The following is a 25,458-nucleotide window of genomic DNA, read 5'->3' on the forward strand; positions in this document are numbered from 1 at the left end:
CATATTTCTAGTTTCACCGCGATAATGAGCTTGGCTGCCGACTAAATGTTAAATAATGATCCTTCCATCGACGAGATGATGAGAACCCTAGTTCTGGGAATCGGTAGCCCTATCATGAGCGACGACTCGATTGGACTGAGGGTAGCAGAGGAGATCAGGACATTGGGGCTGGAAGAAGTGGACGTCCAGGACCATAGCACCAGTGGACTGGATGTCATCGAGATAGTACTGGACTACGAAAGGGTGATCGTCGTGGACGCGATCATTACCCGGAGATTTCCGCCTGGTACTTCAAGGATCCTCACTACCGCAGACTTCAGTCACACCGTTTCATCAGGCAGTCCTCATGAGATCAACATCTTCACCGCAATCGAGCTTGGAAGAAGTGTCCATCCGGGAAGGATGCCAAAGGAGATCATTCTCGTGGCGGTCGAGGTTGCTGACGTGATGACGGTTAGCGAGGATATGAGTCCCGAAGTTGAACGGGCCATTCCAAGCATCGTAGAGAAGGTCAGAAGCCTCGCAACCCAGGATCGCAAATGAAAATTCTCAGAAATCCAGAGCATCACGGTCCAGATCGACCACCGGCCCATGAATCGCCACGCACATCTTCTGCGGTCTGATCATCTCCTCCGCGATGGCAAGGATCTGGTCCTGGGTGATCTCTTCCATTTCCTGGATCATCTCCTCGATGGTCTTGACCTTACCGGTCATCGCAAACGCCTCGCCGATTCTGAACATCCTGTTCTCCGTGGACTCCAGCCGTCGGACAGTTGCTCCCTTTATAAGCCTCTTGACCCTATCGAGTTCTCCTAGTTCTAGACCTTCCCGTTTGAGTAGGGAGAACTCTGAGGATATGGATTCGAGCACACGGGCGAGTTTATCCTTGGAGCAGGAGAAGTATATCCCCATGTTGCCACAGTCACTGTAGTGCTTGGATATGCTGTATATGGAGTACACCAGCCCCTCCTCCTCCCTCACCTTCTGGAAGAGCCTGGAGCTCATTCCCGCTCCTATCAACGCGCCCAACATGCGCTGGATCTGTCTCGCTGGATCGCCCGCTGCAACCCCCGGGAATCCTAGTCCTACGTATGCCTGGTCCCCCTCCCTGGGGAAGAACCTGATGTCTGCTTTTGATGATGGGGGCAGCTGGTCATTGATCCGAGCCACTCTTGGCATGGAATCGAGACACGTTGCCCATTCCTCGACCTTTTTCTCCTCAACTCCACCCGACGCCACCACGATAAGTTTCTCGGGCGAGTAATTGGAGGCATAGAAATTCTTCAGATCAACAAGCGAGATGGATCCAATCGTGTCAAAGTCACCGGCCTCAGGTATCGACATTGGATGTCCATCCCAAATCGCCTGGGTGAAAAGATAGTGTATGTAGCTCTCCGGCTCGTTGAGGAGCATGCTAACCTCCTGGGTGACTATCTGCTTTTCGAGGCTGAAGCTATCCTCGGCCAGGATAGGGCTAGCGACAATTTCCCCAAGTATCTCGCCGGCGTTCTCGAAGGTCTCCTTGAGGATCGAGCTATAGAAACATGTGAACTCCTTGCCAGTGAACCCGTTGAGCTCGCCTCCCGCGTCCTCGATCCTCTCGGAGATCTGACGGGAGGTGAAGTTCTTCGTGCCTCTGAAGACCATGTGTTCCAGGAGATGGGCCATTCCTGCCTTCCCAGTAGGCTCGTTCCTAGACCCAGCATTGACATAGACTGCCAAGGCCACCGAGCTTGATGAGGGCACCGTTTCAACCACGACCGGAATACCGCCCTCAGTGCGGGATATGGATATCTCGCCTTTTCTCACGGGCCGTCGTACATCTCCCTCGCATTTATCCTTTTCGTATAATTGGGGTCCAGTCACACCGAGAAAGGGTTAAGTATCCCGCTGGATAATAATAAGCCAGGAGGATGAATCATGAGCGCGGATATCGTTCTTCACGAGTACACCGACAAGGATTTCAGAGGGGCGATCGCCCTGGTGGGTTTCCCTTCGGTGGGCTTGATAAGTTCGATTGCATCCAGTTTCATCGTAAAGACGCTTAAACTCGAAAGGGTGGCAAGCATGATCTCTCCAGATTTTCCGCCTTACACCTTGGTGTACGAGGGAATCCCTTCCCCCCCGGTCAGGATATACGCTGGGGAGAGGATGTGCAACGAGGAGGGGGAGAAATGTGAGCAGATCGTGGTCATCACAGCTGAGTTTATGCCCAAGCCAGAACTCATAAAGCCTGTCGTGGACATCATCTTGGATTGGTGTAGATCCAAAGGGATCGAGACCATAATTACAATGGAAGGTATGAACACTGGAATGGACCCAGCGGAGGCCAAGACGCTTTGCATTGCCTCAGGAGAGAGGTGTCATTCGATGGTGGAAAACTACGGCCTTGAGGAGATGAAAGAGGGAATGGTAAGTGGCATCTCGGGTGTTCTGCTCTACGAGGCAGATAGACTCGGCGGGGAGGTCATGTGTCTGCTTGGCCCTGCAAAGGTGAATATACCTGATGCTCGGGGAGCGGCAAGGCTCCTTGAGATCGTAGGCAAGATGCTGCCCGAGCTCAAACTGGACCCTGACCCGCTCTATAAAGAGGCGGAGGAGATCGAGCGGCAGATGAAGATTGCGATGGAGGGGATGCAGCAGGAGCCCAGGCCTATCTCGGATGCGTCATCGATGATATATGGATAAGATCGGAAGGTTTAGAAAAAGCACTGGCTTTTTCACGATGTGGAGCAGGTTCGCTCAATCTTATATACGCAGGCTTCATTACATCTGGCGTCGCGATGGCAAAGAGGAAATTCATCAGGAAGATCTGCCTTCTGGGAGACGGTGGAGTGGGCAAGACGAGCCTCGTCCGAAGGTACGTACTTGACATGTTTAGCGATGAGTACATTAAGACCTTTGGAACAAAGGTAAGTAAGAAAGTCCTTGACCTGGGCGAGGTGGAACTCACTCTCATGATCTGGGACGTGCTGGGACAGAAAGTTAGTACCCTGCACGAAGCGTACTACAAGGGAGCCTACGGTGCTCTTCTGGTATGTGATCTAACCAGGGAGGAGACCGTCCGATCCCTTGAACGCTGGCGTGATGATCTCTATCAGGTCATTGGCGAAAAGCCTTTGGTGATTGTTGCCAACAAGAGCGACCTGGAACGAGGTGTAACTGAAGATATCCTGATCGAGGTGGCTGGATCACTTGGTCAGGATTTCACCATCACCAGTGCAAAATCTGGTGAGGGAGTCGATGATGCCTTCCACGAATTGGGGAGGAAGATGATGGAGGAAGTGGAGTGAGACCGTTCATCGTTCTGCCGGGTCAGGCCCTTATCGATCTGAGGGAAGAGCTGGAGATCATAGAGGGCGAGGAGGCTGGAGGCACTATAGAACGCTTTGGCTATAGAGCTGGGGTGAACCTAGTCAAGGAGCTGGGTATAGAGTGCACCTTTGAGGAACTCGAAGATATGGTTCCTCAGCTCTGGTACGAGGCGGGATTGAGCGGAATCGACCTCAAGGTATCTGAGGACGAGATAGTAGCCTGCTTCAATGACTCTGTGGAAGCCAGCCATGGCAGGGGTTGTGATTTTGCTAGGGGCTATCTCATGGGAATAGTATCCTATCTACTGCAGAGGAGATACGCTGTGGTTGAAAGCGAGTGCTCCGATGATAGGAGCATCTGCCGAAACGTCCTCAAGCCGGCGGAGGAGATGGAACACAAGCCAGCGAAGAAACAGAAGGGAAGACCCAAGCTGGACCTCGAGCGGGGATACTCCTACCTCATCGAGACCGATAACCCTGACAGCGCTTTCAATCTGTTCCAGGACTACCTTCGGCACGGGACCAGCGGCATGTGCATAAGCAGGGAGTACCCGGAGAAGTTGAAGAAGGCTTACGACCTGGAATCCGCCACCATGCTTTGGCTATCGTACGACCGCGATATTCCCTATGCCAGGGAGCCCACTAACATCCCTCTCATCTACTCCGAGGTGAAGAACTTTCTCGATGATGACCAGGAGGCGGTGGTCCTGATCAGCGGTCTCGAGTACATGATCTCGCAGAGCAATTTCATCAAGATACTCAAGTTCGTCCAGCTCCTCAACGAGAACGTCGCGGTACGTGATTCTCTACTTATCCTGCCGCTTAGTCCTGAGGCCCTGGAGGACAAAGAGGTCAAAATGCTCGAGAGGGAACTGAGGGTACTACAACTCGATTGATAGAAGTAGAAATCCTTAAGAACAGTACTTTTCTTATGCCCCTTCAATGTATCTTGTTCCGAAGAAGTTCTTCGTGACCTCTGGCTGTGCCATGAGTATGGTATCAGACCTGAACGCCTTCGATAAGGCGTTGATCGAGGCTAGAATCGGGGAGCAGAACCTTGTTTCAGTTTCGTCCGTCCTTCCGGTAGGTGCCAAACAGGTACCCATCAGAGAATTGCCCATGGGAGCAGTGACGCACTGCGTCCTCGCCCAGATGAGAGGAGGTGAAGGTGAGATGATATCAGCAGGCATCGCTTATGGACATAGATCGGATGGTAAAGGTGGTTACGTCGCTGAGGGACATCTACATGGAACTAAAAAAGCCCTGAGGGAGGTCCTCGCCTGGAAGATGGAGGAGATGTCCAAGCTCAGGGGGTTAGAGTTCAAGAAGGTCTTCTACAAGATCGAAGAGATGTCGATCCCGATGGACCACTACGGGGCTTGTGTAGCTGCCCTGGTGTTCGTTGAGTACTGATGCTTGGTGTTATCGTCTGCTCCAGATGCCACAGGGTGAGAGGCATTGACCTACACACCAAAAGAACCGTGTGTCCGGGTTGTGGTCACTCCATGGACGTTTCGAAGGCCAAGATCTACTTTGAGACGGAGGACAGGAGGGAGCTCGCCGAGGCAGTCAGATTGAAGGCCAAGGAGATAGCCCCCAAGTTGGATGAGAATGATACGGAATCCTGGTCTGTGGGGGCTGAGAAAGATATCACCGCAATTCCTAAGCTCGATGAACAGGGATTGCTGATGGTGGCTCTCCGGCTCTCCAAGGAGACGGGCGAATTCTCGAAAGAAGAGCTGATTAAAGAGCTCAGGCTTGAGGATGAAGAGAACATCAACCATTTGTTGGAAAAGATGCTCCTCGAGGGTCTTATCTACGAACCCGAGCCTGGAAGGTACCGGGCAATATGAGCGATAGGGGGACTATGGATGACATTGTGAAATCATCTGGACGTACCCTATCTTCTGATTCTTGGTAGTCAACCGCATTGAATTCCTGACTGAAGGATGGTGTCTCCCCTGCTGAATATGAGCTGGGGTCGTATGAGCAGTAGAACGAGAAGTAGTAATCATCAAGATGACTTCCGTTACCGTCATCGGTGAAGTCCGCGAACCTGTTGGGGCGCCAGACCAGGAAATCTCGGTTAACAGTATCTATAGTGACATTCACGCCCTCGTCAATTCCAAGTGGAAGATAGGTCTGGATCCAGCCATGGCCACCCCACGCTTCCATGAATGGATCGTAAAGAACCCCTAGCTGAAGCCATGCGGGAATTCCCGCTGCTCTTGCCAAGGCGCAGAACAGGATGGCCTGTTCATCGCAGTCTCCACTTTCTGAGCTGAGAGTCTCCACGCTTGTCTTTGGAAGCGTCGGACTTGAATATGAGTAGTCGATGTTATCGGTGATCCAGTCATAGATCGCGTTCAGGGCTTCCTTGACATTGGTCCTGTCTCCCACTATGGCCTCCGATCTCTGGATGATATCAGGATTATCAACGATGATCCTCCATTCGTCACCTAGGTATGAGTTCCTAAGCGATGTGGGGATGTCTGAGATGTTCCCAACTTCATTCGTCCCGATGTTCCAGATGAATGTTGATATCCTCATCTGATATGTTATTGTGATAGTTCGAGTGCTCTGACCTACGGGCCCATAGCCCTCCCATTCCATCCAATCCAATGTATAACGGTCCTCGATGGTTGGATTTGGTTGGGCCGAGATCGCGATGAGTTCCTGCAGTTCGTTGCCGTTCTCGGATATATCTTCTGGAACGGGGATGTCGATGGTATAATTGTAGACCGTACCCCCGTTGGCTTCGATGGTAAGGGTCCTCTCAACCGTGAAGGTCGTGTACTCTGGATAGCTCTTCTGGAATGGATCTATGAATATGCTCTTGAGTACGCTCTGGACTCCCGGATTCAGCAGCAGGATTATCACGATGACTATCACCGCAATGATAGCGATGACCTTTCCCAGTGTCCTCTTCTTATTGGCCAACATTCTATTGCATGAAAGAGAGGGTCATCAATCTTTCGCCCTTTTTTCGAGCTTTGATATCTGCTTATTGATCAGTTCGGGCAGTGCCATCCTCCATAACTGATAGTAGAAGAACACCAGCATGACTGTGGCCACCGCGAACAGTGGGTAGCCAAGGAGCTCGTCCGCGGTGAAAAAAGGTATCATAAGCAGGTTGTACGCTAGGTGGATCAGGGTCGCTTGAGCGAAGTAGGGCCAGGGCATCTTCCGGGCCACTCCCATACCGATCATTCCACCCGTCGCACCGTGGAGAAGGACGAACTGGATTGCGATCACGATCAATACGACCCACGAGAAGGCGGTCAGATCGCCCAGCTGACCTATGGTTAGATAGAATGCCCCAAAACCCATGGTGGCTCCGATACCAAGCCCCAAAGTGATACCGTAGAATGGGGTGTCCAGCTTTCCCTGGAATCGGGGGAGATTGAGTATCACTAACTTGATAAGCTCCTCCAGTACCGCAAAGACCAGAGCAATCAGGAGTAGCCCTAAGGGAAACCACGACTGGATCGCATAGATGATTGTTCCAATGACAAGACCGATGGCAAATATACCGAACGCCTTGCGATCGTCGAAGAAGGGCTTCTCGACCGCGGGATATGTGTAGTCCTTAAGCGTGTAGTACATCAATACCACGGCGGGTGCGAAGCCGGCTGCTCCAGCGATGAACATGTCGGTGTTCATTCGAAGGAAGGAATGAAAGGTGCATTATTAAACATATCCGGATGGGGATGATCGATCGTCTGGTGTCAGAAGATAAGACTTCAGGCGACCAATTTGTCAAAATAATGCGCAACCACGCATGATTCGATGCATTTCCCACAGTGGGTGCACCTGGACTCGTCCACCTTGAGACCCCCTGAGATCTCCAACGCCTCCCGGGGACATGACTTCACGCAAATACCGCACTCGGAGCACATCTGAGCCCTGAGTAACGACTTCACACCTAGATCGAACAGATCCTCCGCTTCCTCACGTGTTGAAGCGATAGCGGTGACCTGTCCCCCTCCAAACACCTTGAGAGTGGCATCTCCTTTCCTAACTAGGGCAATCTGGTACTCGTCAGAGTATCTGACCTTTCCGAGTACTTTGAGCACCTCGGCGACCCTTGAGAAATCCCTCTTCACCGGCAGTGATATCACCCCCTCGATCGAGAAACCACCCGCCGTGCAGGGGCTCGCCCCCTTTATCATCTTCATCTGAGCTTGCTCAGTCCTTACCTGAGGCATTCTCAGCTCCAGCGTCTCGGCCAAGTTCCTCATCTTTGGAGGCAAGTTCTTCCAACGCCAGAAGCCATGCTCGACGAATTCATCGTCAACACACACCTCCTTGGACCATTGAAGAAGATCATCGTTCCATCTTCTCCATAGCTCGGGGTGTGTTCTTCGTGTCGTCTCCCACTCGCTGGCGAGGCAGGCGGGGCAGAGGTAGCAGCCTATTCGCTGGAAGTCCTTATCGTACAGAGGGTTGTACTCCAATCCCTTGAGCCAGATGTATCCCCAAACCTCTATCGCCCTCCATTCCCTGACCGGATTGAGGTTGATTTGCCCAGGAACGAAAGGATTCCTCTCCACGAATCCTATCCGTGATCTGGCGAAGGATTCGAAGATGCGGTTCCCCTCCAGGGTGATCACCCCCTCGGAGTAGTTGTCCTCTATGATGCTGGTTATTGGTGCAAGCTTGCAGACCTTGCAGCACCACCTGAAGTCCTTGGCCGGCGGCCCAAAGGTCGGGAACTGATCCCAGAAGGTTGTGGGTGGGGAACCCTCAATGAGCCTGACTCCGTTCTTTGAGGCGAAGCTCCTGATATATTCCACCGTCTCTGGGAACTCCAGGCCAGTGTTGGCGAAGAGAAGCGTGACATCTCCAACCGCCTTTCTGGCCAGAGCGTAGCATGCCAATGAGTCCTTGCCACCGCTGAAGGAAACCGTGATCTCATTTTCCTTCCTGTTCCCCAGAAATGATCTGATGTCCGAAACAGCTTTAGACTCCAGTTTTCGGAGATGGGTCTCATTGCATCTCACGAAATCCATCCAAGTAAGATCTCTTTCAGGCAATTTGATACGACCTTTTCCCGCGTCCCTTATGCCCAACGCCTTTTTCGATCGGACCGCATCCTTGCTGGAGGCCCTAGCGACTCCAGCGCATATGAGATTTCCAGAGTGTACAATGAGGGGATCGCCAATCTCGAAGTCTCCATTGATCTCCACTATCTCGGTTCCAGGTAGGCTCCTCCCCTTCAAATGACCGGATGGTTGTTTTACCTTCACTAGGCCCTTGGTCGCCAGTGGGGCAAGCATCCTTGCTCCAGCCAGCTTTAGGTCAAGGTTGAACTGCTTTGATACTATCTCGAATCTTAGCGTTCCAATGACCTCTCCCTCGACCACGATCTCGTCGGTCCTGTCCTCGCCCGCGATCCTGTTGAGGAAGATCAATCTTCCATCGAGGAAGGATGAGGTCCCGAATTTACGCTCGAAAACCTCTTTTACTGTGTCCACGCCAGTTCCCGTGCAAGGCCTGATGTCCGCGGGGAGCGAAACGCTGAACTCTCTGGAAGGAGCACAAGTAGAACATCCTTCGCCCAGTATCAGCGAGCCGCATTCATCACACCACCGGAAGATCTCCTTTCCGTGCTTGGGCCGGGCCACGGGTGTTAATCGGTGGTTGGTATTTCAATACTTGCGGGGCGACTATTTATCGAGGGATCTCAACCTCTCGGACAAAATCGTTTATCCAACGCACCAATTTCGTATATGAATCAATGCCTTTCTGCGTGAGCAGGACTCTCTCATGACCATCCTCCCCCGAGACCATTAGGACCAGATCCTTTGAGATCATCCACTCTAGGTACTTCAGGAAGACGTCGTAGTTGAGACCTGCTGCCACCTGCAATCTGGTCCTTATCATTGGTCTATCCTCCCTCCATAGCCTTTCGAGAAGACGGGATACCACATACAAATCAGGCCTATCCATGCGTCTCCCTCAATCAAAGAAGGTATCCATCTCACGCTCGAGACGTGCCGTGTGTTCGTTCAACTCAATAAGGGCATTCTCCTTCTCCGCTACCTCGTTCAACATCCACCAAATGAGAAGAAGTGAGGCCACTACTACCATCAATATGGCCATGATGAAAGGAATCCATCCAAGGACGTCCTGTATGTTGGCGCCCCAGTCCATTGAAAAAAGTATCATGAAGGCAATGTAGATGAGGGTGAACATCGAGAGCCATGTTATCAATCCCCGAATGTCATATCTTGGCCACAGAGACTCTATCCACTTTGGTATCTTCGATTTAAGTTCGAGCAGGGTATCGATTATGCTTGTCTCCGGATCGACCTGACCATTTAGTTCCATCTGCCATAAGTTCCAGAGACGGTCTCTCCATGAGACATACTCGATCATCATAGGCCTGAGCTTGATGACCGAGTAGAGGATGAAAGGGATGACGAGAATGGCGGTGTACAGGAAAGATGAGGCCAGAACAATGGGGATATCCATCTTACTATATTCCAAGAGAATCAAAATACCGCTTGCGATGAACCAAGTTGCTACGCCCAGCAGTATGATGTCCTGATAGGACGATCTTTGGAGCTTGAACGCCTTATCCGTCAGCTCGTATCCATCATGTAGAGTGTCGACGATCAAGGAATGTAAGTCTTTCTCCTCTGAAACCTCCTTCGTTTGTGGTTGAACCATACCCGGTTCGATGACATCTCTCAAGAACCTGCTGGATTTCCAGTAAACGAAGATCGCCAGTGGAAAAATGAGGAAGCTAGATAATGTTAAGATATAGAGTGCGATGATGGCGATCAATCCCTCATCGGTTACATCTGGTTTGAATATGAGTTCAGTTGCCCCTCGGCTGTAAACAGCTCGGAACTTCAGTGAAACAACTGAGTTGACCTTGAATTTGATATCTCTGCCCTCGTGGGTGATCTTGTAGATATTGGGATCGACGGCTCGCAAGACATGATCTATTGCCCATCGTGGATGAGCCTGGAACCTCATGACTTTGATGTCCAGTAGCAGGATTATTATCAGGAAAGCGGCTGCAGGTAGGGCGTATGTGAAGTAGACAATGTCACCGGGTAAAATAAATATGAATGGGATGATAGCGCAAACGCAGGCGATCAGTATCAAAATCACGATTGAATCGTTCTTGCCAAATGTCACTGGACCTTCACCCCTTCATATATTCCTTTGACATAAGATATCTATTACTCCTCGTCGATTAGTTAGTTGAGCGTGAAAATATTCAAGAATTATAAAAACCCCAAATAAATCGACCTTTTTCTGACCCTCCATTTATATAATGAGGACGTATCCGGGTTGAGGTGTCCTATTGAGAACCGATACTGTGGACAAGGTGATGACCATTGAAGAAGCGGTCTCGATGGTTCCTGATGAAGCCCACATATCTATAGGAGGATTCACCACTCAAAGGCACCCAATGGCGTTCATACATGAGATGATCCGTCAAGGCAAGAGCGATCTTCACCTCTACGGCACCTCCCCCGGAGGTGACTGGGATCTTCTTATCGGCGCGGGTTGCGTCAGAAGGGTGGAGATGGCCTATGAGGCTGACGAGGCTTTTGCCACAATTGGTCCCCGTTTCAGGAACGCGATCGAGCGAGGATTGGTGGAATGGGAGGATTACACCAACTTCGCCATGATCCAGCGGTTCGCTGCAGGTGCCATGGGCGTACCCTTCATGCCCACCAGGACGATGCTGGGATCGGACCTTCTGAAGGAAGAGGGCTTCGATCCTGTGATAAGAAAGGAAGATTCCAAAATAGCTCGCAGCAAGTACGCGGTCATGGAGTGCCCGTTCACCGACGAAAAGGTGGTTCTGCTGCCCGCAATTCAAACTGACTTCACCATCATCCACGCACAGGTTGTGGATCGCGAAGGAACGATCCGAATCTATGGGCAGAACTACGGCGACAGGGAGCAGGCCAAATGCGCCAAGAAACTCATAGTCACCTGCGAGCGGGTGTATGAACACGGAGCCCTCAGGGAATTTCCAGAGCACAACAGCATACCGCACTTCTGCGTGGACGCGATAGTCGAGGTACCTTTTGGCTCACATCCGTACGCATGCCACCGATGCTATGATTATGATCCCGAGTTCCTTCGTATGTACCATTCCATGGCAAGGACGGACGATGGATTCCGGGAATTCCTGGATGAGTATATTCTTGGGGTAGGATCGTGGGACGAATACCTGGAGAAGGTTGGCAAGGAACGCTTAGAGCGGCTCAGGGCAGATAGCCATTTGGGGTACTCGCCGGAACTCAAGAGGTGCTAGCTTGGAAGATAGATACTCACTGATGGAGCTCATGACCGTGATCGCCGCCAGGGAGATTCATGACAAGGAAATTGCCTTCGTGGGAACCGGACTTCCGATGCTGGCAGCAATGCTGGCACAACTAACCCACGCCCCAGATTGTGTGATAGTCTTCGAGGCTGGGGCAATAGACTGCAGGCTATCACAACTCCCCATGTCCGTTGGAGACTCCCGGGCCGCTAGGAAGGCGTCGACCCTGACAGGCCTATTTGACGTGTTCTCCACCGTGCTGCAGAGGGGCTATATCGATGTGGGCTTCCTCTCGGGAGCACAGGTGGATGTCTATGGCAACATTAACTCAACATGCTTGGGCGATTACCAGAAGCCCAAGGTGAGACTCCCAGGAAGTGGCGGGGCCTGTGATATAGCTTGTCTTTCAAAGAGGACCATAGTCATCGCGAGGCATGAGAGGAGGCGTTTTCCTGAGCGTTGCGATTACCTTACCAGTCCAGGGTGGATAGATGGACCGGGCGGTCGGGAATCTGCTGGAATTCAGGGCGGGGGCCCAGAGGTCGTGATCACGGATCTTGGAGTCATGAGGTTTGATGATCAGACCAAGAGGATGTATCTTTCAGCCTGTCATCCGGGTGTGACGCGAGAGATGGTGAAGGAGAATACAGGGTTTGATATCGACGTCTCCCGAGCTGGAGAGGCCCCTGCGCCCACAGAAGAGGAGCTCCTCATTCTGAGGGACAGGGTTGATCCTGAAGGCATCTTTCTCAAGAAAGAGTGATCGCTTCAATTCCTATGAATTCTACCCGCCACGTATAACTACGTTACATTCTGATTTCATACTTGAGGGGGAGCATAGATTTGGAGTCAGAATCCAACACAAGAAGGCTTGGTTCATCGAATATAATGATCAGCCCTTTGGGACTGGGAGTATGGCAATTCGCCAACAAGGGGGGAGGTCTCGCTGGAGGATACTGGCCAGAAATCCCTTTCGAGAGCATGGTCCGAATTGTTAACACCAGCCTGGAGGGCGGCATCAATTGGTTCGATACCGCCCAGGTCTATGGTAACGGGAACTCGGAAAAGAACCTGGTGAGGTCTCTTAGGGAGAACGGAAGGGAGCCTGGTGATGTGGTCATCGCCACGAAATGGTGGCCGTTGCTCAAGACCGCTGCCAACATTAGAAAGACCATCGGGGATCGAATGCGCTTCTTGGAGGGATTTCCCATCGACCTCTATCAAGTGCATCAGCCCTTTTCCATATCGAGCATCAAGGCTCAGATGGATGCGATGACAGATCTTGTGGGCAAGGGCAAGATAAAGGGGGTAGGCGTCAGTAATTTCTCAAACGGTCAGATGATCAAGGCCCATGAAGCCCTGGAATCCAGAGGTCTGAAACTGCTCTCGAATCAGGTGCACTACAACCTCATCCAACGGAAAATTGAGAACAACGGGATTATGGAATCGGCTAAGGAGCTGGGTATCACGATAATAGCGTACTCCCCTCTTGAGCAAGGCATTCTTACGGGTAAGTTCCACCGGAACCCAGCTCTTCTCGACAGAGTGGGCTTCATCCGCAAGAGGATGTTCTCATTCGGAAAGGGTAAGATGGAAAAGAGTCGACCCATCATCGACGCCATACAGGAAATTGCGGAAGAGCACGAGGCCACCAGCTCGCAGGTCGCACTGAGCTGGTTGATCAACTACCATGGAGATACTGTGGTCGCGATTCCCGGGGCATCGAAACCCACGCATGCCCAGGAGAACATAGGGGCGTTGAAAGTCGTACTATCCAGAAACGAAATGGATCAACTGGAGGAGATGACCAGGGACTATCTATGATTCAGGGCTCATCCCCTGACAAGAAACCCTTGGCTTTGTCGTATGATTCCTCCGTGACATCCAGAGAGCACCAACCATCCTCCAGGATGTACTCCTCGAAGTTGAATATCTCAGCGAACTCCTTGGTCTTCTCATCTTGCATCTGATTATCCCCTAGGCCAGTTCGGATCTTGAGCACCTTGGTGTAGTTGGCCATCTCGAAAATGAATTTGAGATCGTCCCAACTTGCCTCGCCCATCCCGCGGAACATCTCTGCCTTCCTGATCAGTTCCTTCCAATTTTCGGCCCAAGCTGGGGTCATGTAGAATACCCCTGGGTACTTCTTGAGCAGCGATAGGTACCCCTCTGTCCCCCCCAGGGGAACGGCTATGCAGTCGTCAACAATCTGCCCTTTCAGATCCTTCATGATAGTGACCGGACTCGTGAATCTATCGGAGATCTTGTCGATATTCTTGAAGGCATTGCCACAAAGGCCATAGAACAGGAGTATGGAATCACATTTGTTGTCGATCTTGGCCATCGTATCGACGACCTTATCCCTCAGGTTATCAGGGTCCTCATGAAGGGCTGATGGTTTGATCCATACAAGGACTGAGAATCCCCCGTTTTCGGAAGTGTATGTATCAATATCTTCCTCTTCCAAAAAGCACAAGCTCTTTTTTGGGTTCAGCCTCTTCACCTTCTTCACAAGGTTCTTGCAGTCCTCGGTATCGACGAAACAGATGCTGGAGATATCATTGTCCTTGGTGAGTACATACGCCATCTCGTCCTCTAGAATCGGGCATCCAATCAAGCCCAAAGTTCCCTTGTAGGTCATAATCCTCAATCTCCGAGGGAATCTCACATTTTGGTGAGGCTCCGATTAGAACACGTACAACATGATCTAGTGAAAAACTTTGCTTCGCAACTTGAACAGGTGGTTGGAGATCCAATGACTGAGAGGTGTTTTCATCGATATTGAGCGGAAGTACTAGGTCAAAGCTTTTATACGAAAGTTAAGGTGGAAGGGGGCATCCGATGTACGAGGACCACTACATTTACAACCCCGTCCCTCAAGGGAAGATAAGATTCGGAAAGACGGAGATACGGCACATCGCAATAGCGTTGGCAGTCCTCACCATAGCTTTCACAAATGTCTTGGCACCACTGGTGGACGACAAGATCCAAGGAGATATTGTGACGATCTACCTGTACGCCCTTCTTATCTCTTTCGTAGTGGTCACCGCAGCTTTCTTGACCCATGAAATGGCTCACAAGTTGATAGCCCAAAGACAGGGCTCGTGGGCCGAATTCAGGATGTTTCCACTCGGTCTGATTATGGCGTTCGTATTCTCATTCATGGGCCTGATCTTCGCCGCACCGGGAGCGGTCTACATTCAGGGGGTAAAGGACAGCAGGCAGAACGGAATCATCAGCTTTGCCGGACCAGCCGTCAACCTGATTCTTGGCGTTCCCTTCATGGCGGCCGCGTTCCTATTCGATATCGGAGGGATCCTAGGAATCTTCATCTTTCTAATGGGCTACATCAATATCTTCTTGGCATTCTTCAACATGCTGCCAATACCGCCATTGGATGGGTCCAAGATATTCAGATGGAACCCGATCATCTATGTGTGTGCCCTCGTCACTTCGATCGTATTCGTGGCCATTCCCTTTATCTTGGGCTATCCCATCTGATTACTTATCCCGATATTCAGGGCAGGGGTACCTAAGCTTGGTTATGATGCTACCTTCCCACTGCTGGAGCTTGCCGGGGTTGAGTATGTTTTTGGGATCGAGAGCCTGCTTAATGGCCTTCATCGTATTCAGGGCACTTGCACGCTCCTTCTGCATCCAAGGGGCCTTAGAGATGCCTACCCCATGCTCTCCAGTGACCGTTCCACCGAGCTCTATGCACTTGTCAAAGATCTCTCCCACGGCCTTCTCGCCATTCCTCCAGGCCTCTGGATCCTCGGCATCAAGAAGCATTTTGGTGTGCAGGTTCCCATCGGCCGCGTGACCGTAAGTTCCCACGAGGACACCGTTGCGCTTAGCTATCTCCTGGAAGGCAACCACCGCATCCGGTATCTTGGATATTGGCACCCCCATATCATCAGCCAGGGAAACAGAGACCGACCCCTCGCCCAGCCTGCTCAATGCAGGGAGGACAGCTTTCCTACCCGCGGTCCATGATGCCATCTGCTTGGGGTCTGAAGAGAACTCCACGCTGATCGCACCTACCTTCTGACAGATTTCGTGGACCTGCTTGACCTCCTTCTCAACCACTAGGGGGTCACCATCCACCTCAACCAGGCAGAGCGCCTCACAATCTGGAAATCCTACATTCATGGTCTTGTTGACCGCGTTTATGCAGATGCTGTCCATGAGCTCGATGGCTGAGGGGATCAGGGGATGTGCAATGATCGCCGACACGCACTCTCCTGCCTTCCTGACATCATCGAAGGCGGCCACCGCCATGGCGGATTTCTTGGGCTTGGGAGAGATTCTGAGGACAACATCTGTGATTATTCCCAGGGTGCCCTCACTCCCAACAAAGAGTCGTTCCAGCTGGTAACCGGAAGAATTCTTGAGAGTGTTGGTTCCCACATCTATGATGTCTCCGTTCGCGAGAACTACCCTGAGGCCAAGGACATAATCTCTGGTTGCCCCGTATTTGATAGCCCTCATCCCGCTGGCATTGGCGGCTATCATTCCACCGATGGTGCACACCTCTCCACTACCGGGGGTGGGGGGGAAGAAGAAACCCCTAGTAGCGAGGGCCTTGTTGAGCTGATCATAGACCACACCCGCCTCCACGGCGCAATTGAGATCTTCCACACGGATATCCTTGATATTGTTCATCCGGGCCATATCCAGAAGAATTCCACCCTTTAATGGAACGGCCGAACCGCAAAGGCCAGTCCCTGCCCCTCGGGGCATGACGGGTATCTCCTTTTCATTAGCGATCTTCACTATCTCAGAGATCTCCTCCGCGGAGGAGGGCCTCACCACTAGGTCAGGTGAATTGTGATGGATTGATGCGTCAAATCCGTAGGTATAAAGATCAGCTATCCTGGTCGACATGTTCTCCTTGCCTACGATAGCGGCAATATGGTCTAGCACCTCAGCTTCCATTTTTCACACCAGCCACCGATTGTCGGATGCGGTTTAAAAAACTTATGGATTGACCCAACGAAAATGATGAACTTCCTTGGAAGAATTTGACGCTATTCGGAGGGCATTTCTGAAATGTGAATAGTACCAAATAATAATTGTGAATAACCAAAATGGAAGAATGTTATTCGCACTGAATTAATAATTGGTCCACGATTAACGCCGATTCGAATGTTTGGACTCCCATTCCTCCCTAAGAATGGACATTATGTAGTTATCCTTGAATCTTCCCCGTTTCCACCTTACCTGCCTGAGGATTCCCTCTTTGACGAAGCCGCATTTCTCGTAGCAGTGTACGGCCCTCTGATTCGCGGTGTCTACCTCAAGGTGGACGCGATTAATATTCAACTCCTCGAACAGATAGCTCAGAAGGGTCATGATGGCGTCAGAACCGTATCCGCTTCCCCAATGGACTTTCTCGCCGATGACTATCCCCATCGTGACCTTTCTGGATACCCAATCGAACTTCATCAACCCTATGTTCCCTATGAGCTCGCCTTCCTTGGTTTCGATGGAAAAGACCTCTATATCCGAGTTACGCAGTGATTCGAACCAGGCTTCCTCCTGTTCCATTCCCATTGGTGGTTCGATGTCTAGGAATTCGGTCACCTCCTGGTCGTTTATCCATCTCAGGAAAGCGGGGATGTCAATGCGTTCCGGTGCGCGAAGCCTAACCTTCTCGCCTTGAAGCATTCAATCACCTCCGAATTCGTGGACCAGTATGGCCATGATCAGAGTGTCTCTCCATTCTCCCATGGAGAAATGATCGTGTCGGAGCCTTCCCTCCATGTTGAAACCGCATTCATCGAAGCATCTGAGAAGCTCTTCACATAGCTCCGGTACCTTCGCATATATCCTGTGAAGATTAAGCACCCTGAAGGCGTATTTTACCAACAGGTTCAACGCATCCGTGCAATATCCATTGCCCCATCGATCCACCTCTCCCATGACCACCTGGATCTCGCTAGAGGCGTTTCTTCGGTCAATGCTAGAAAGACCAACCAGTCCGACGGGCTCGTTGCCCTTGAGTTCCACTACGATGAAGTGCTGCGCGTCCTTTTGCCCGATCATCTCAATGACGTTCGTGCGCTCGTCCTCCATCGATATGCAGAATTTGGCCTGAGGGCATCTGAATCGTCTCAACACCCTCGAATCATTGTGCCATTTGAAAAGGAATTGAGCGTCCTCCGATTGAAGGGGGCGCAGACCCAACCTCTCTCCCATTATCAGAATCTCACCTCATCTGAGGGAGATGGGACTCAAGCCAGATAAGAACATCGCGATGTACCTCATCGCGGTTGACCTCGTTCAGCATCTCGTGCTTTCCCCCATTGAAGAATTCATACTCAGGATCCATGATACCACGTGTCTTATAGTGTTTCGATAGAGCGTTTACCCATTTGGTACTATTACCCACGGTATCTTAAGAGCCGGAGGATATGAACAACCGAAGATCCTATGGAATATCTCCATCATCCGCATCAACCCATATGTGCCTGAACCACTTGACAAGTTCGAAGTAGAACTCATTGGGGATAGTCCATCCACACCTAGGTCTTGAAAGCATTTATCCACCTCATGCTCATCCCTGGTTTACCAATCGAACTAGGTCCAATTCGGCCGGAACTGCTCATTCCATTTGGTAATACGGGTTTTACATGGCCTATGGGCTGGTACTCCTGGAATGTCTCTCAAAAGATCTGGTAGCTATGAAGAGAACCACACTCAGCAATGATTCCTTCCCATTAGTGCCAGATATTATTACCACCTGAATGGTCCGATGACATCTGTGGATATAATCCTGGACAAGGAATGATCCCCAACTGTGATCTAAGGGGAAAGGGGGAGCAGGGTTCTCCCTCGACGATGATAGATAGGTTACTAAGGTCTTTCGCCGCCGCATTCCAACCCCCTGGACCAAGGAGACCCGAGTTGCAGAGCTCCCTTAATGTCCTGCCATGACCCCTATAGTCATTCGCGTGGACGAAATATCCATTCTCTGACGTGAATCCTGCGAATCTCGAACACATTGCTGCGTGTTCTCCAGTGCCATGCGAGATCTGAACATTGGCCTTCGGTGATCGCCATTCATCGGGCAACCATCTGTAGACAAAGATTTCGATACCTTTATCATCCTGGAATGTGAAGCAAGATGAATGCATGGCACTTCCCCCTTCCCGCTGGAGTAAAAGATCGTCTTTATGATGGAATAATGCTACGCGACCCGGAACCGTCAGAACTGAGATTGCCCGATTCACTAAGTAACTGGTTTGGCTATCAAATTAGCTGATTATATCCCAAAAAACTAGCAAAATGCTCTATTTAACGAAAAAAAGTGCTAAGAATCGTAGGTATTCGGAACGAAAAAAGGGTTTGTTTTAAATATAATAACCACATTCCGGAGCAAAGATGGGGGCCCGCGAGCCACTTTACCTTTTCTGTCCCCCCAGGTAGTTCTCCTCCTTTCGGGCTCCCATCAGCAAACCCTCAATTATTGAGCCACAAATCTTCTCATTCGATCAGGGTCGACCCTTCACGATCGCTTCTCCTCTAATCTTTTACCTACGTTCCAGGCATTTGCCAGCTTGTCACCCAGTCTCCAGTACCCCCGGTCGAAATGGGTGTATAGTATTGGGTCAAGCTTCTCGAAATCCAGTGTTCCCTCAGTCATCACGCTATCATCACAGTAGGTTTCAACTATTCTCCCAATGAAGATATCATGCTTCGGAAGATCCAGCGTTTGGATCAACTCACATTCCATGTTGATCGGGAACTCCTCGATCATTGGCGCGGTCCTCAATTTGCCGTAGAAGGCACGAAATATGGAGGATTTGTCCACTTTCTTCCCTGACACTATTCCCACATAATCGGTCTTTTCAACCTGCTCGGCGGAAGGGATGTTAATACTGAAGGTGCAGTTGTCCTTGATGCCCTTGTTGGAGTAATGACTCTTGGCAGATCCAAGCGATACCGTCTCGAAGTCTAGAATTCCCACGTGAGCGATGGTTATGTAGTTCGGTTTACCATCGACCTTGGTCCCCACTACCGTGGTAGGCATGGGATATAGACAATTCTTGGGTCCTATCTTAATCTTCAAAGACGCCCCTCCTGTATGTAATTATGATAGCTAGGGGCTGATATCGTTTTCCCTGGCTGCCAATGGAAGAACATTGCCTTTGAATCATTGGTGAAAAAGGGTATAAATGACGATCATATTCCTACACCCATGTACCTTAGGATAGTACTCCTGGGTCCGCCTGGTTCAGGGAAAGGTACCCAGGCTAAGCGCCTTATGGAGGAGCTGAAGGTCGCTCATATCTCAACTGGCGACCTTCTCCGGGAAGCGGTGAAGGCCCAATCGGAGTTGGGAAAGAAGGCAAAAGAGTTCATGAACGCCGGTAAACTTGTCCCAGATGATTTGGTGATAGCCCTGGTTCGGGAGAAGATTTCCTCACTGGAAGGCGGATTTCTGCTTGATGGATTCCCCCGGACCATCGAGCAGGCCAAGAAGCTCGAGGAGATATCCGAGATTGATACCGTCATCAACCTCGAGGTGGACGAAGATATTCTGGTTGAAAGGCTTACGAAGAGAAGGTCTTGCAAGGACTGTGGCGGAGTTTATCACCTACTGTTCAACCCTCCAAAGGAAGATGGAAAGTGCGACAGGTGTGGAGGTGAACTCTATCAAAGGAGTGACGATACCGAGGTGACTGTTAAGGAGAGGCTCAGGACCTACAGAAAGAGCACCCTGCCCCTTGTTGAGTACTATCAATCGAAGGGGAATCTTCTCAATATCGATGGTGGCAAGGACATCGGCGAGGTGTTCTACTCGATCATGAAAGCCCTTGAGCCCATGATGTAAATCTCCAGCACCCTCTGCAATGACGCTCGGAAGTGGGAAGAGTAGAGCGTAAACTATTAAGAAGAGTGAACATTTTACCGAGACCTGACAGCCCCGTAGTGTAGCGGTCAATCATGTGGGACTCTGGATCCTGCGACGGCAGTTCGAATCTGCCCGGGGCTACTTCCATTCTGCCCCCTCGTTGGGAAAACGAGATAGGTGTAAGGATCAGGCTAGATCCTCTATTCTTTCTTTTCCGGATGCCAGGTCCCGGAAATATTCCTCTCCATCTTCGGGACCGCGAACAATCAGGATATCACCAGGTTCCATTACCGTGAACTTGTCGGGGCCGAATATGAACCTATTACCCCGCTTGATGGCAATGGCCCTCATACCGCAATTGGACGAGAGCTTCACCGCTCCGATGCTCTTGTTGGCAAGGTCTGACTCCTCGCCCACTATGGCTGTCGATATTATCGAATCAGAGTCCCTCACGCTCATCTGGAAAACAGGGTGGGGGGTGACATCCCTCAACACCACATCCGCTATCTGCATTGCAGCGTCGGAAATCGCTTCAAGACTGTTCGCGAGAGAGATTACCACCATCGCCTTTGATGCGTTCCTATCTTCCAGGACTCGACCGATGGCCCTCTCTTGTATGTTGCGGACCATCTCGTCCACCATCTCTTCCATGAAGAGGACCTCTTCAGCAATTTCGTGGTTGTTGTACAACAGTGATGAATACGCGAGGTCGATCATCAGTTCGGAGGTGTCTTTGACCTCCAGCAGCATCTTCTCGATCTCATCCATCAACTGCCCTCCTCTTCAGCGGGCCATTTCTCTTTGGCACTGGTGTATCGCCTCAGGGTCTCGAAACCATCTTCTGTCCCCCTCACTATCAGGAGATCTCCTCCCTTCAGCTTGGTCTCGTCCTCGGGGTCATAGATCCAGCGCTTTCCTCTCTTGATGGCAATGATCCTCATTCCCGTCTCCGACTCCACACTCAGATCCTCGATGGTCCTGGAGACCATGTCGGACCTATCCGAGAGGATCAACATTCTGATTTTCTCCTCAGCATCTCGAAGAATGAAGGTAAGAAATGGCCTCTTCTCTATCTCAGTGCTGAGTAGATCGACCACGTCGCCCGCGGCATTGGAGATCGCCTCTGCAGCACTCGCCACTTGCAAAAGCCCTGAGAGCTGGATCGCATCATCTGGAGTCCTTGAAGCGAGCATCGCCTTGATTCTGATCTCGTAATTGAGGGTGTCCATGGTGCTCTCCAGATGCTTGACCTCCTCGCCAATCTCCTTGCTGTCGAACATGAGAGCGGCATAAGCAAGATCGACAATTACCTCCGATATGTCCTTCATCTCGGTCAACAGCTCGCGGACAGTCTTAGGAACGTTCTCAATCTTCTCGAATTCGTACTCCCTACCAGAATCGGTCAAATCTCCTTCCTCCAAAGTAAGAAAAAGACGCAGGCATCATCTCATCAGTGCTAGTCATGGGATACAATAATCCATCTGATTGGAAAGAACCTCTATTGCCTGGGTCGTCAGAATCGCTGTTCAATTCGATATCCACCACATCAAGCGATAACCCTGGTCGCCAGCCTTACGGGCACCCTCTTTATCCTCATCCTGCATATATATCAGTTGCCTATGTGCCCCTCCAGAAGCACAATTGAACCTAATGATACAGAGTGATATGGTCAAAGATTTTATTGATTTTACCAATAATATCCACCAGGAAGGGTCAGTCAATCTACTAATATGTGGGAACCCTTCTCCGCATGACGGAGTGTGGAAGGATGGCTGCCAGGAGGCGGGTTAGGGAGTTCGTCTCAAGGAACAAGAGCGTCTTCAGACTCGGCCTGGCAGCTCTCACCATATCCTCACTTGCCGATCTTCTAGCTGGTATCACGCTCGGATACATGACCGGCACCCTAGAACTTCTACCGGGCCTGATCGTGCTCATCCCCGCGGCAATAGGAATGAGGGGGAACATCTTCGGTGCGGTGGGCAGCAGACTGGGAACCGCGCTACATATCGGTACATTCGAGCTGTCGCTAAAGAAGGGTAGCGTGCTGAGGCAGAACCTTCAGAGCTCTCTGCTCTTGACTATGTTCATGTCATTCATAATGGGTATCCTAGCCAAGCTTGTCTCAGACGCAGTGGGGGCGGATAGCGCAAGCCTAGCCTCATTTGTATTCATATCAGTCATCGGTGGAGTGTTGGCTGGACTGGTTCTGGTGTTCATAAATCTACTAGTGGCCTATGTCGGATACAAGCGGGAATGGGACATCGATAACATATCCGCCCCAATAATAACAGCTGCGGGAGACATAGTAACCCTGCCAATGCTCTTCATCGCCGCCATCATTGTGCTCAATTTGGGGGATATCGGGCTTTCCACGATAGTGGATATGGCTGTATTGGCAATGCTGGCTATAACAGTGCTATTGGCGATCTATGCCCTAAGGTCAAGGGACCGGGAGGTAAGGACCGTGTTGAAGGAGAGTTCCCCTGTCCTGATTTTCTGCATCCTTCTGGATCTGGGTGCCGGTTTGGCCATAGACAATCAGCTGACGAGTCTAGTGGCGCTTCCTGCGTTGCTGGTGCTAGTCCCGCCATTCCTGGAGGAGGCAAACGCCCTTGGCGGTATACTCACCTCAAGGATGTCGTCCCTACTGCACATGGGTTTGATGGAGCCTAAGAAAGCTCCAAGCAAGATTGCCCTTGAGAACTTTGCCATACTATACATATTCTCTTTGTGGGTCTTCGTGATAGTTGGCGTGTTCACCCACATCGTGTCCCTTGCGGTGGGTTTCGCCTCACCCGGACTGGTTGAGATGGTATTGCTCTCCCTTACCGCCGGGATATGTACTGTCACGGTACTCAACATTCTCTCGTACTACGTTGCGGTTTCCACATTCCGTTTCTCACTTAATCCAGATAATCTCAGCATCCCTCTAACCTCATCCACCATTGACCTAGTGGGCTCCATCTTCCTGATGGCTTTCCTAGTGGTCCTCGGTCTCAGCTAGTGAGTTGCAATAGTCTTATATTCCCTAGCCCATTCTCCATTCGTCCGAGGGGAGGCCATGATTTCCAGGGAGGCCGTGTTATCAAACTTGGAGCGGTACGACACCAGCAAGATTAAGATCGGGGTTGTCGGATCGCACTCAGCGCTTGATGTATGCGATGGTTCTATAGACGAGGGGTTCAGGACCTTCGTGATATGTCAGAAAGGTCGAGAAAGGACGTACATTGACTACTTCAAAGCCCATAGGTCCCCAGATGGAAAGGTGACCAGGGGCCTTGTCGATGAGGGTGTTGTTCTCGGCAAGTTCAAGGAAATGCTCGAACCCTCGTTCATGGACTCCATGATGAAGGATAACATCCTGTTCGTTCCCAATCGTTCCTTCGTATCGTACTGTGGCATCGATGCCGTGGAGAATGATTTCACAGTTCCCATGGTTGGTAGCAGGAATATGCTCAGAAGCGAGGAACGAGGAGATGACGAGGATTACTACTGGATACTTGAGAAAGCTGGGCTTCCATACCCCAAGAAGGTGAATGCTCCCGAGGACATAGACACTTTGACCATCGTGAAGCTTCACCACAAGCAGAAGAAGTTGGAGAGAGGCTTCTTCACCGCCTCCACACTTGAGGAGTATGAGGTGAAATCCAAGGAGCTTCTCAGACAAGGTGTCATCGATGAAGAGAGCCTGAAAGAGGCGAGAATGGAGGAATATATAATCGGACCGGTTTTCAACCTCGATTTCTTCTATTCCCCCCTGGAAGAGAGGGGTGAGAGGGTCGAACTGCTCGGCATCGATTGGCGCTTCGAGTCCTCACTGGATGGATTCGTCAGACTTCCTGCAGAACAACAGCTTGACCTCAGCCCTGATCAGAGGATCCCCGAATACACCGTTTGCGGACACAACTCGGCAACGCTGAGAGAATCTCTTCTGGAAAAGGCATTCGAGCTGGCGGAGAAATATGTGGCGACATCAAAGGAATACTACGATCCAGGAATCATAGGTCCGTTTTGTTTGCAGACATGCGTGGACAAGGACCTCAAGTTCTACATATATGACGTCGCACCAAGAGTTGGGGGGGGCACCAATGTGCACCTATCGGTGGGCCATCCATATGGCAACGCACTCTGGAGGCAGAACATGTCCACTGGGAGAAGACTCGCCTTAGAGATCAAGCGTGCCATCGAACAAGAGAGACTTGGGGAAATTGTCACCTGATCATTGGGCATTATGGTCCATTTAAGGGCATATCCAGACGGCCAGTCGGTCAATCATTCCTTGATTCCATTCAAGGGAAATCAGACATAACCTGATCTGTAATGGCCAGTGGGTAACTGAACACAACAATCTTTATCTATGACAAACCTATTCGGCACAATACCCGAGTCTCAGGGAGCACTTAGTGGTGCCTTTTACCATGAGGGAGGGAACAAATGCGAAATATGAATGGGTGCAAATTGGCAACAGCCGTGTTAGTTTTCACCCTGCTGTTGTCCTGTTTCGTGATGATTCCAGGGACAACTGTCAAGGGTGCTAGCAGCACGTACTCGATATCTTTCAATGTTACAGACACGGATACAGATCCCATTGTCAATGTCCAGACAGTGTTGCAAGAGGTGCATACGGGTTCAATCGATTACGAGTTCACTGATTCCAGCGGCTTGGCATCCTTTAACCCTGGACCGGGATATTTCATGCTCAGCCTAGTCAAGAATGGCTACTTCTCAGTTGAATACCCGGACGTCATACGTTTCGACAATCTGTCCAATGTGAACCTGGGTATCATTGAGATGGAGAACATACCTGACAAGGTGTACACGCTTGGCTTGAAGGTATACGAGACAGGTACCACTGACTTTGTGGAAGGCCTGACAACGCAGCTCTACGACTCGACCAGGGGAGATTTGATCTACTCTGATTTCGGGATAGGTAACCAGACGATCGATGTATACAGCGGGACTTTCAAGATCGTGCTCAGTGCTCCTGG

Annotated in this window: 28 protein-coding genes and 1 tRNA gene; 15 read left to right on the plus strand and 14 right to left on the minus strand. The window is 50.8% G+C overall.

The annotated features are described in order from the left end of the window. Window positions 1–78 precede the first annotated feature (78 nt). The gene (locus GKC03_06865) at window positions 79–543 is read left to right on the plus strand and encodes a hydrogenase maturation protease (protein ID NYT12252.1); all 465 of its coding nucleotides are present in this window, start codon (window positions 79–81) and stop codon (window positions 541–543) included. Window positions 544–549: 6 nt separating this feature from the next. On the opposite strand, the gene GKC03_06870 is transcribed toward GKC03_06865, so the two are convergent. Then, window positions 550–1,809, minus strand: coding sequence for an insulinase family protein (locus GKC03_06870; protein ID NYT12253.1), 1,260 nt, complete (start codon window positions 1,807–1,809; stop codon window positions 550–552). A 111-nt stretch (window positions 1,810–1,920) separates the two neighbouring features. Here GKC03_06870 and GKC03_06875 point away from each other — a divergent pair, with 111 nt between their 5' ends. From GKC03_06875 to GKC03_06895, 5 genes are all read left to right on the plus strand, one after another. Continuing rightward, the gene (locus GKC03_06875) at window positions 1,921–2,688 is read left to right on the plus strand and encodes a proteasome assembly chaperone family protein (GenBank protein NYT12254.1); all 768 of its coding nucleotides are present in this window, start codon (window positions 1,921–1,923) and stop codon (window positions 2,686–2,688) included. 95 nt (window positions 2,689–2,783) lie between these two features. Further along, window positions 2,784–3,293, plus strand: coding sequence for a GTP-binding protein (locus GKC03_06880; GenBank protein ID NYT12255.1), 510 nt, complete (start codon window positions 2,784–2,786; stop codon window positions 3,291–3,293). After that, a complete protein-coding gene (locus GKC03_06885) occupies window positions 3,290–4,210 on the plus strand; it encodes a DUF835 domain-containing protein (protein NYT12256.1) in 921 nt (306 codons plus the stop codon). The genes GKC03_06880 and GKC03_06885 overlap by 4 nt, the downstream gene beginning before the upstream one ends. 46 nt (window positions 4,211–4,256) lie before the next feature. After that, window positions 4,257–4,727: a pyruvoyl-dependent arginine decarboxylase gene (locus GKC03_06890; GenBank protein ID NYT12257.1), complete on the plus strand. Its 471-nt coding sequence runs from the start codon at window positions 4,257–4,259 to the stop codon at window positions 4,725–4,727. Next, window positions 4,727–5,167, plus strand: a complete 441-nt coding sequence (locus GKC03_06895) for a hypothetical protein (GenBank protein NYT12258.1) — start codon at window positions 4,727–4,729, stop codon at window positions 5,165–5,167. Before GKC03_06890 ends, GKC03_06895 begins: the two co-directional genes overlap by 1 nt. Here GKC03_06895 and GKC03_06900 read toward each other — a convergent pair. The 5 genes from GKC03_06900 to GKC03_06920 all read right to left on the minus strand — a co-directional run bounded on the left by GKC03_06900 (window position 5,127) and on the right by GKC03_06920 (window position 10,466). Continuing rightward, window positions 5,127–6,254 carry a transglutaminase domain-containing protein gene (locus tag GKC03_06900; GenBank protein NYT12259.1) on the minus strand — a complete coding sequence of 376 codons (1,128 nt, stop codon included), beginning with the start codon at window positions 6,252–6,254 and terminating at the stop codon, window positions 5,127–5,129. The genes GKC03_06895 and GKC03_06900 overlap by 41 nt on opposite strands. A 27-nt stretch (window positions 6,255–6,281) precedes the next feature. Continuing rightward, window positions 6,282–6,977 (minus strand): hypothetical protein, encoded by a 696-nt coding sequence (locus GKC03_06905; GenBank protein NYT12260.1) that lies wholly within the window; start codon window positions 6,975–6,977, stop codon window positions 6,282–6,284. A gap of 80 nt (window positions 6,978–7,057) precedes the next feature. Continuing rightward, window positions 7,058–8,941 carry a phosphoadenosine phosphosulfate reductase family protein gene (locus GKC03_06910; protein ID NYT12261.1) on the minus strand — a complete coding sequence of 628 codons (1,884 nt, stop codon included), beginning with the start codon at window positions 8,939–8,941 and terminating at the stop codon, window positions 7,058–7,060. A gap of 46 nt (window positions 8,942–8,987) precedes the next feature. Next, window positions 8,988–9,200, minus strand: a complete 213-nt coding sequence (locus GKC03_06915; GenBank protein NYT12262.1) for a hypothetical protein — start codon at window positions 9,198–9,200, stop codon at window positions 8,988–8,990. A 75-nt stretch (window positions 9,201–9,275) separates the two neighbouring features. After that, window positions 9,276–10,466 (minus strand): hypothetical protein, encoded by a 1,191-nt coding sequence (locus GKC03_06920; protein NYT12263.1) that lies wholly within the window; start codon window positions 10,464–10,466, stop codon window positions 9,276–9,278. A 169-nt stretch (window positions 10,467–10,635) separates the two neighbouring features. Here GKC03_06920 and GKC03_06925 point away from each other — a divergent pair, with 169 nt between their 5' ends. The 3 genes from GKC03_06925 to GKC03_06935 all read left to right on the plus strand — a co-directional run bounded on the left by GKC03_06925 (window position 10,636) and on the right by GKC03_06935 (window position 13,434). Beyond that, window positions 10,636–11,601 carry a CoA transferase subunit A gene (locus GKC03_06925; GenBank protein NYT12264.1) on the plus strand — a complete coding sequence of 322 codons (966 nt, stop codon included), beginning with the start codon at window positions 10,636–10,638 and terminating at the stop codon, window positions 11,599–11,601. Between the two features lie 22 nt (window positions 11,602–11,623). Next, entirely contained in the window at window positions 11,624–12,373 is a 750-nt protein-coding gene (locus GKC03_06930; GenBank protein NYT12265.1) for a ketoacid-CoA transferase, read from the plus strand. Window positions 12,374–12,498: 125 nt separating this feature from the next. Beyond that, window positions 12,499–13,434, plus strand: a complete 936-nt coding sequence (locus tag GKC03_06935) for an aldo/keto reductase (GenBank protein ID NYT12266.1) — start codon at window positions 12,499–12,501, stop codon at window positions 13,432–13,434. Between the two features lies 1 nt (window position 13,435). On the opposite strand, the gene GKC03_06940 is transcribed toward GKC03_06935, so the two are convergent. Next, window positions 13,436–14,251, minus strand: coding sequence for a DUF1638 domain-containing protein (locus GKC03_06940; GenBank protein ID NYT12267.1), 816 nt, complete (start codon window positions 14,249–14,251; stop codon window positions 13,436–13,438). A gap of 200 nt (window positions 14,252–14,451) precedes the next feature. On the opposite strand from GKC03_06940, the gene GKC03_06945 reads away from it, so the two are divergent. Continuing rightward, window positions 14,452–15,111 carry a site-2 protease family protein gene (locus GKC03_06945; protein ID NYT12268.1) on the plus strand — a complete coding sequence of 220 codons (660 nt, stop codon included), beginning with the start codon at window positions 14,452–14,454 and terminating at the stop codon, window positions 15,109–15,111. Here GKC03_06945 and GKC03_06950 read toward each other — a convergent pair whose 3' ends face one another. The 5 genes from GKC03_06950 to GKC03_06970 form a co-directional block, all read right to left on the minus strand. Beyond that, window positions 15,112–16,548 carry an FAD-binding protein gene (locus tag GKC03_06950; GenBank protein ID NYT12269.1) on the minus strand — a complete coding sequence of 479 codons (1,437 nt, stop codon included), beginning with the start codon at window positions 16,546–16,548 and terminating at the stop codon, window positions 15,112–15,114. It abuts the gene before it with no gap. A gap of 195 nt (window positions 16,549–16,743) precedes the next feature. Then, complete coding sequence (locus tag GKC03_06955; protein ID NYT12270.1) at window positions 16,744–17,280, minus strand: GNAT family N-acetyltransferase; 537 nt, start codon at window positions 17,278–17,280, stop codon at window positions 16,744–16,746. Continuing rightward, window positions 17,281–17,811 (minus strand): GNAT family N-acetyltransferase, encoded by a 531-nt coding sequence (locus tag GKC03_06960; GenBank protein NYT12271.1) that lies wholly within the window; start codon window positions 17,809–17,811, stop codon window positions 17,281–17,283. Window positions 17,812–18,332: 521 nt separating this feature from the next. Further along, entirely contained in the window at window positions 18,333–18,749 is a 417-nt protein-coding gene (locus GKC03_06965) for a hypothetical protein (GenBank protein NYT12272.1), read from the minus strand. Window positions 18,750–19,120: 371 nt separating this feature from the next. After that, window positions 19,121–19,645 (minus strand): flavin reductase family protein, encoded by a 525-nt coding sequence (locus tag GKC03_06970; protein ID NYT12273.1) that lies wholly within the window; start codon window positions 19,643–19,645, stop codon window positions 19,121–19,123. 168 nt (window positions 19,646–19,813) lie between these two features. On the opposite strand from GKC03_06970, the gene GKC03_06975 reads away from it, so the two are divergent. Together GKC03_06975 and GKC03_06980 are read left to right on the plus strand one after the other, a co-directional pair. Then, window positions 19,814–20,449 carry an adenylate kinase gene (locus GKC03_06975; protein ID NYT12274.1) on the plus strand — a complete coding sequence of 212 codons (636 nt, stop codon included), beginning with the start codon at window positions 19,814–19,816 and terminating at the stop codon, window positions 20,447–20,449. 89 nt (window positions 20,450–20,538) lie between these two features. Then, window positions 20,539–20,611: transfer RNA gene (locus tag GKC03_06980), tRNA-Gln, on the plus strand. 45 nt (window positions 20,612–20,656) lie between these two features. Here GKC03_06980 and GKC03_06985 read toward each other — a convergent pair. Both GKC03_06985 and GKC03_06990 read right to left on the minus strand, forming a co-directional pair. Then, complete coding sequence (locus tag GKC03_06985; GenBank protein ID NYT12275.1) at window positions 20,657–21,238, minus strand: PhoU family transcriptional regulator; 582 nt, start codon at window positions 21,236–21,238, stop codon at window positions 20,657–20,659. After that, entirely contained in the window at window positions 21,238–21,798 is a 561-nt protein-coding gene (locus GKC03_06990) for a potassium transporter TrkA (GenBank protein ID NYT12276.1), read from the minus strand. Before GKC03_06990 ends, GKC03_06985 begins: the two co-directional genes overlap by 1 nt. A 422-nt stretch (window positions 21,799–22,220) precedes the next feature. On the opposite strand from GKC03_06990, the gene GKC03_06995 reads away from it, so the two are divergent. From GKC03_06995 to GKC03_07005, 3 genes are all read left to right on the plus strand, one after another. Beyond that, entirely contained in the window at window positions 22,221–23,474 is a 1,254-nt protein-coding gene (locus tag GKC03_06995; GenBank protein NYT12277.1) for an Mg/Co/Ni transporter MgtE, read from the plus strand. Window positions 23,475–23,531: 57 nt separating this feature from the next. Then, window positions 23,532–24,689, plus strand: a complete 1,158-nt coding sequence (locus GKC03_07000) for a formate--phosphoribosylaminoimidazolecarboxamide ligase family protein (protein NYT12278.1) — start codon at window positions 23,532–23,534, stop codon at window positions 24,687–24,689. Between the two features lie 239 nt (window positions 24,690–24,928). Continuing rightward, window positions 24,929–25,458 (plus strand): hypothetical protein (locus GKC03_07005; GenBank protein ID NYT12279.1); only part of this gene is annotated, 530 nt, incomplete at its 3' end.

The organism is Methanomassiliicoccales archaeon (assembly GCA_013415695.1).
In the GTDB taxonomy this organism is placed as follows: Archaea; Thermoplasmatota; Thermoplasmata; order Methanomassiliicoccales; family JAAEEP01; genus JAAEEP01.

Excerpts from the sequence above, each read along its gene's own strand:
- GKC03_06865 (NYT12252.1), top strand. The coding sequence starts at position 79 with ATGAGAACCCTAGTTCTGGGAATCGGTAGCCCTATCATGAGCGACGAC.
- GKC03_06875 (NYT12254.1), top strand. The coding sequence starts at position 1,921 with ATGAGCGCGGATATCGTTCTTCACGAGTACACCGACAAGGATTTCAGA.
- GKC03_06880 (NYT12255.1), top strand. The coding sequence starts at position 2,784 with ATGGCAAAGAGGAAATTCATCAGGAAGATCTGCCTTCTGGGAGACGGT.
- GKC03_06890 (NYT12257.1), top strand. The coding sequence starts at position 4,257 with ATGTATCTTGTTCCGAAGAAGTTCTTCGTGACCTCTGGCTGTGCCATG.
- GKC03_06895 (NYT12258.1), top strand. The coding sequence starts at position 4,727 with ATGCTTGGTGTTATCGTCTGCTCCAGATGCCACAGGGTGAGAGGCATT.
- GKC03_06905 (NYT12260.1), bottom strand. The coding sequence starts at position 6,977 with ATGAACACCGACATGTTCATCGCTGGAGCAGCCGGCTTCGCACCCGCC.
- GKC03_06915 (NYT12262.1), bottom strand. The coding sequence starts at position 9,200 with ATGATAAGGACCAGATTGCAGGTGGCAGCAGGTCTCAACTACGACGTC.
- GKC03_06930 (NYT12265.1), top strand. The coding sequence starts at position 11,624 with ATGGAGCTCATGACCGTGATCGCCGCCAGGGAGATTCATGACAAGGAA.
- GKC03_06935 (NYT12266.1), top strand. The coding sequence starts at position 12,499 with ATGATCAGCCCTTTGGGACTGGGAGTATGGCAATTCGCCAACAAGGGG.
- GKC03_06940 (NYT12267.1), bottom strand. The coding sequence starts at position 14,251 with ATGACCTACAAGGGAACTTTGGGCTTGATTGGATGCCCGATTCTAGAG.
- GKC03_06945 (NYT12268.1), top strand. The coding sequence starts at position 14,452 with ATGTACGAGGACCACTACATTTACAACCCCGTCCCTCAAGGGAAGATA.
- GKC03_06950 (NYT12269.1), bottom strand. The coding sequence starts at position 16,548 with ATGGAAGCTGAGGTGCTAGACCATATTGCCGCTATCGTAGGCAAGGAG.
- GKC03_06955 (NYT12270.1), bottom strand. The coding sequence starts at position 17,280 with ATGCTTCAAGGCGAGAAGGTTAGGCTTCGCGCACCGGAACGCATTGAC.
- GKC03_06960 (NYT12271.1), bottom strand. The coding sequence starts at position 17,811 with ATGGGAGAGAGGTTGGGTCTGCGCCCCCTTCAATCGGAGGACGCTCAA.
- GKC03_06965 (NYT12272.1), bottom strand. The coding sequence starts at position 18,749 with ATGCATTCATCTTGCTTCACATTCCAGGATGATAAAGGTATCGAAATC.
- GKC03_06970 (NYT12273.1), bottom strand. The coding sequence starts at position 19,645 with ATGCCTACCACGGTAGTGGGGACCAAGGTCGATGGTAAACCGAACTAC.
- GKC03_06975 (NYT12274.1), top strand. The coding sequence starts at position 19,814 with ATGTACCTTAGGATAGTACTCCTGGGTCCGCCTGGTTCAGGGAAAGGT.
- GKC03_06985 (NYT12275.1), bottom strand. The coding sequence starts at position 21,238 with ATGGATGAGATCGAGAAGATGCTGCTGGAGGTCAAAGACACCTCCGAA.
- GKC03_06990 (NYT12276.1), bottom strand. The coding sequence starts at position 21,798 with ATGAAGGACATATCGGAGGTAATTGTCGATCTTGCTTATGCCGCTCTC.
- GKC03_06995 (NYT12277.1), top strand. The coding sequence starts at position 22,221 with ATGACGGAGTGTGGAAGGATGGCTGCCAGGAGGCGGGTTAGGGAGTTC.
- GKC03_07000 (NYT12278.1), top strand. The coding sequence starts at position 23,532 with ATGATTTCCAGGGAGGCCGTGTTATCAAACTTGGAGCGGTACGACACC.